Here is a 4,552-nt window from a genome sequence, read left to right on the forward strand (position 1 = left end):
TCGGCCGTGAAAGAGAGCGACCGACGGAATGTTTGCCCGATTTGGCCGTCCTGGCTGGGTAACATCGCCGATGAGGGTGCGAATCCCCGTGGTTGGCGTCGGTCTGACCGCGCTGGCCGAAGCGGCCAACGGCTTGCCGAGGGTTAGCTGAAACCGGCGGCGAGTCGGTGTGCCGGGGCCCGAGGCGACCGGGTCGGTCCCGGACGCATGGGACGATGGTGTGGCGGAAGTTGGGGCAGGCGAGTTTAGGGGAGCTCAGGAAAGCATGGTGTCGCCGAGGCGTTGGATGCGCGCGGCCGCCGTGATCGGCGCGACCGCGATCGTTCTGGCCTCCAGCTGTACCTGGCAGCTCAGCCTGTTCATCCCTGACGGCGTGCCGCCACCGGCCGGGGATCCGGTGCCCGCCGTGGACACCCACGCCAGCGGCCGGCCCGCGGATCAGTTGCGGGACTGGGCGGCGCAGCGGTCGGCGGCACTCGAGATCCCGGTGATCGCGCTCGAGGCCTACGCCTACGCGGCGCGGGTCGCCGAAGTCGAGAACCCGAAATGCCACATCGCGTGGACCACGCTGGCCGGCATCGGCCAGGTCGAGAGCCACCACGGCACCTACCGCGGCGCGCGCCTGGCCCCGAACGGCGATGTGAGCCCCCCGATTCGGGGTGTCCGGCTCGACGGCAGCGGCGGCACGCTGCGCATCGTCGACACCGAGGAGGCCGTCACCGACGACGACGGTGTGACGCGCGCCATGGGGCCGATGCAGTTCATCCCGGAGACGTGGCGGCTCTATGGTGTCGACGCTCACAACGACGGGCGCGTCAGCCCGGACAACATCGACGACGCGGCCCTCGCCGCGGCCGGTTACCTGTGTTGGCGCGGAAAGGATCTCGCCACGCCGCGCGGCTGGATCACCGCGCTGCGGGCCTACAACAACTCCGGGGTGTACGCCCGGGCGGTCCGCGATTGGGCCACCGCCTACGCGAAAGGTCACCCGTTGTAGCAGGATGTATCGCTGACCGGCGAAGCACGCACCGGCTACGACGCAAGGAGAACTCAGTGCCGATTATCGAGCAGGTCGGGGCCCGCGAGATCCTCGATTCCCGCGGTAACCCGACAGTCGAGGTCGAGATTGCCCTGATCGACGGAACGTTCGCCCGCGCCGCGGTGCCCTCCGGCGCGTCGACGGGCGAACACGAGGCCGTCGAGCTGCGCGACGGCGGCGAGCGGTACGGCGGCAAGGGCGTGCAGAAGGCGGTGCAGGCCGTGCTCGACGAGATCGGCCCGGCGGTGATCGGCCTGAACGCCGACGATCAGCGGTTGGTGGACCAGGCGCTGCTGGATCTGGACGGTACGCCCGACAAGTCGCGGCTGGGCGGCAACGCGATCCTGGGCGTCTCGCTGGCCGTGGCCAAGGCCGCCGCCGATTCCGCCGAGCTGCCGCTGTTCCGCTATCTCGGCGGCCCGAACGCGCACATCCTGCCGGTGCCGATGATGAACATCCTCAACGGGGGCGCGCACGCCGACACCGCCGTCGACATCCAGGAGTTCATGGTGGCGCCGATCGGTGCGCCCAGCTTCGCCGAGGCGCTGCGCTGGGGCGCGGAGGTGTATCACGCGCTGAAGTCGGTGCTCAAGAAGGAGGGCCTGAGCACCGGCCTGGGTGACGAGGGCGGTTTCGCCCCCGACGTGGCGGGCACCACCGCGGCCCTGGACCTGATCAGCCGGGCTATCGAGTCGGTCGGGTTCAAACCCGGCGCCGACGTGGCGCTGGCGCTCGACGCGGCGGCCACCGAATTCTTCACCGAGGGGACCGGCTACAAGTTCGAGGGCAGCACCCGCACCGCCGCGCAGATGGCCGACTTCTACGCCGGGCTGCTCGGCTCGTATCCGTTGGTGTCCATCGAAGACCCGCTGTCGGAAGACGATTGGGACGGCTGGGCGACCCTGACCGCGTCGATCGGTGACCGGGTGCAGTTGGTCGGCGACGACATCTTCGTCACCAATCCCGAACGCCTGGAAGAGGGCATCGACAAGGGCGTGGCAAACGCCTTGCTGGTCAAGGTGAATCAGATCGGCACGCTGACCGAGACGCTGGACGCCGTCGCGCTCGCCCACCACAGCGGCTATCGCACGATGATGAGCCACCGCAGCGGCGAAACCGAGGACACCACCATCGCCGACCTGGCCGTGGCCGTGGGCAGTGGGCAGATCAAGACCGGCGCACCGGCCCGCAGCGAGCGCGTCGCCAAGTACAACCAGCTGCTGCGGATCGAGGAGGCGCTCGGTGACGCCGCCCGCTATGCCGGCGACTTGGCCTTCCCTCGTTATGCCGTGGAGGCGAAATAGCTTGACGCGCAACGGTTGACATGGCTGACGCGAAACGGCCCGACTCCAAACGGCGCTCCCCGGCCTCGCGCCCGGGGAAGGCCGGGGATACGGGTCGGCGCCGTCGCTCGGCCAAGCCGTCCTCCAAGCCGTCGTCGCGGACGTCGCCCACCGCGAACCAGGCCGGCCGCGCCACGGCGCGAACGCAGCAAGAACATGTCGTCGAGCCCATCGTGCGCCAGGCCGCCGAATCGGTGGAGCAGCGCTCCGAGCAACGGCTGGGTTTCACCGCGCGCCGGGCGGCGGTGCTTGCCGCGGTGATCTGCGTGCTGACGTTGACCATCGCCGGACCGGTGCGCACCTACTTCGCCCAGCGCACCGAGATGAATCAGCTGGCCGCCACCGAGGCGGCGCTACGGCGTCAGGTCGCGGAGTTGGAGCAGCGCAAGGCCAAACTCGGTGACCCGGCCTACATTGCGGCGCAGGCCCGCGAGCGGCTCGGCTTCGTCAAGCCCGGCGACATCCCGTTCCAGGTGCAGCTCCCGCCGACGGCGGGCGAGCCGACGCAGCCCGGATCCCCGTCGGCGAAGCCGGCCAACACCGACCCCTGGTATACGTCGCTGTGGCACACCATCGCCGACGCCCCGCACCTGCGGCCGGCCAATCCGCCTGCGCCGCAGGCCCCGCCGCCTCCGGCCGAACCGGGCGCGCCCGGTCCGGTGCCCGCACCGAATCCCACGGGTCCCGGTGGTTGATCGTGCCGACCTGGAAGCGGTGGCGCGCCAGCTCGGGCGCGAGCCGCGCGGGGTTATCGAAATCGCCTACCGTTGCCCGAATGGTGAGCCCGGGGTGGTGAAGACGGCACCGAAACTGCCCGACGGCACGCCTTTTCCGACGTTGTACTACCTGACCCATCCGGCGCTGACGGCCGCCGCCAGCAGGCTGGAGACGACGGGGTTGATGCGCGAGATGACCGAGCGGCTGGGCCAGGACGCGGAATTGGCGGCCGCCTACCGGCGCGCCCACGAGTCGTATCTGGCCGAGCGGGACGCGATCGAATCGCTGGGCACCACCTTTTCCGGCGGCGGAATGCCCGACCGGGTCAAGTGCCTGCACGTGCTGATCGCCCATTCGCTGGCCAAGGGGCCTGGTGTGAACCCGTTCGGCGACGAGGCGCTGGCGATCCTGGCCGGCGAGCCCGCGATGGCCGGCATCCTGGAGGCCGGCCGATGGTGAACGACAGGCTCGCCGGAATCGACTGCGGCACCAACTCGATTCGACTGCTGATCGCCGACGTCGACGGTGGCCGGCTGCGCGACGTGTACCGGGAGACGCGCATCGTGCGGCTGGGCCAGGGTGTCGACGCGACCGGTGAATTCGCGGCCGATGCGATAGCCCGCACCCGGGCGGCGCTCGCCGACTACGCGTCGTTGCTGAAACAGCATGGGGTACAACGGGTGCGGATGGTGGCCACCTCCGCCGCCCGCGACGTCGCCAACCGCGATGCGTTCTTCGCGATGACCGCCGACGTGCTGGGCGCGGTGCTGCCGGGGGCGGTGGCGGAGGTGATCACCGGCGCCGAGGAGGCCTCGCTGTCGTTTCGGGGCGCCGTCGGCGAGTTGGACGCTGCGGCGGGGCCTTTCGTCGTCGTCGACCTGGGTGGCGGCTCCACCGAGATCGTCACCGGCGGCGATGCGGTGACGGCCAGCTACTCGGCCGACATCGGCTGCGTGCGGCTGACCGAACGCTGCCTGCATTCGGACCCCCCGACGCCCGAGGAAGTCGCGGCGGCGCGCCGGGTGGTGCGCGAGCGGCTCGAGGTGGCGCTCGGTGTGGTGCCCGTCGAGGGGGCGAAGACCTGGGTCGGGCTGGCCGGGACGATGACCACCCTGTCCGCGCTTGCCCACAACCTGACGACGTATGACTCTGCGGCCATTCATCTTTCGCGCGTCGCCGGTGACGATCTGCTGGCGGTGTGCGAACGGCTGATCGCCATGAGCCGGGCCGAGCGCGCGGCGTTGCCGCCGATGCATGCGGGGCGCGCCGATGTGATCGCCGGGGGCGCCATCGTGGTCGAGGAGTTGGCCCGCGAGTTGCGCGCCCGGGCGGGCATCGACGAGCTGACCGTCAGCGAGCACGACATCCTGGACGGCATCGTGTTGTCCATCGCCGGGTAGGTCACATCCGCCACACCGGCCTCTACAACAGTGGACATGTCTTTTGCCCGCCT

5 protein-coding genes are annotated in these 4,552 nt (G+C 70.3%); all 5 read left to right on the top strand.

Annotation, left to right across the window (positions count from 1 at the left end):
- Window positions 1–268 precede the first annotated feature (268 nt).
- Genes A5646_RS13180 through A5646_RS13200 form a run of 5 tightly spaced genes read left to right on the top strand, consistent with a single transcriptional unit; the run spans window position 269 to window position 4,499 of the window.
- The gene (locus A5646_RS13180; RefSeq protein ID WP_156748818.1) at window positions 269–997 is read left to right on the top strand and encodes a lytic transglycosylase domain-containing protein; all 729 of its coding nucleotides are present in this window, start codon (window positions 269–271) and stop codon (window positions 995–997) included.
- Between the two features lie 56 nt (window positions 998–1,053).
- Window positions 1,054–2,343, top strand: a complete 1,290-nt coding sequence (gene eno, locus A5646_RS13185) for a phosphopyruvate hydratase (protein WP_066871767.1) — start codon at window positions 1,054–1,056, stop codon at window positions 2,341–2,343.
- Window positions 2,344–2,363: 20 nt separating this feature from the next.
- The gene (locus tag A5646_RS13190; protein ID WP_066880464.1) at window positions 2,364–3,077 is read left to right on the top strand and encodes a septum formation initiator family protein; all 714 of its coding nucleotides are present in this window, start codon (window positions 2,364–2,366) and stop codon (window positions 3,075–3,077) included.
- Complete coding sequence (locus A5646_RS13195) at window positions 3,070–3,558, top strand: DUF501 domain-containing protein (RefSeq protein ID WP_066871761.1); 489 nt, start codon at window positions 3,070–3,072, stop codon at window positions 3,556–3,558. The genes A5646_RS13190 and A5646_RS13195 overlap by 8 nt, the downstream gene beginning before the upstream one ends.
- Window positions 3,552–4,499, top strand: coding sequence for a Ppx/GppA phosphatase family protein (locus A5646_RS13200; RefSeq protein WP_066880463.1), 948 nt, complete (start codon window positions 3,552–3,554; stop codon window positions 4,497–4,499). Before A5646_RS13195 ends, A5646_RS13200 begins: the two co-directional genes overlap by 7 nt.
- The last annotated feature ends 53 nt before the right edge of the window (window positions 4,500–4,552 follow it).

The organism is Mycobacterium sp. 1245499.0 (assembly GCF_001673615.1).
In the GTDB taxonomy this organism is placed as follows: domain Bacteria; phylum Actinomycetota; class Actinomycetes; order Mycobacteriales; family Mycobacteriaceae; genus Mycobacterium; species Mycobacterium europaeum_A.

Bases quoted from the DNA above. Each gene is read 5' to 3' on its own strand.
- A5646_RS13190 (WP_066880464.1), top strand. From the start codon at position 2,364: ATGGCTGACGCGAAACGGCCCGACTCCAAACGGCGCTCCCCGGCCTCG.
- A5646_RS13200 (WP_066880463.1), top strand. From the start codon at position 3,552: ATGGTGAACGACAGGCTCGCCGGAATCGACTGCGGCACCAACTCGATT.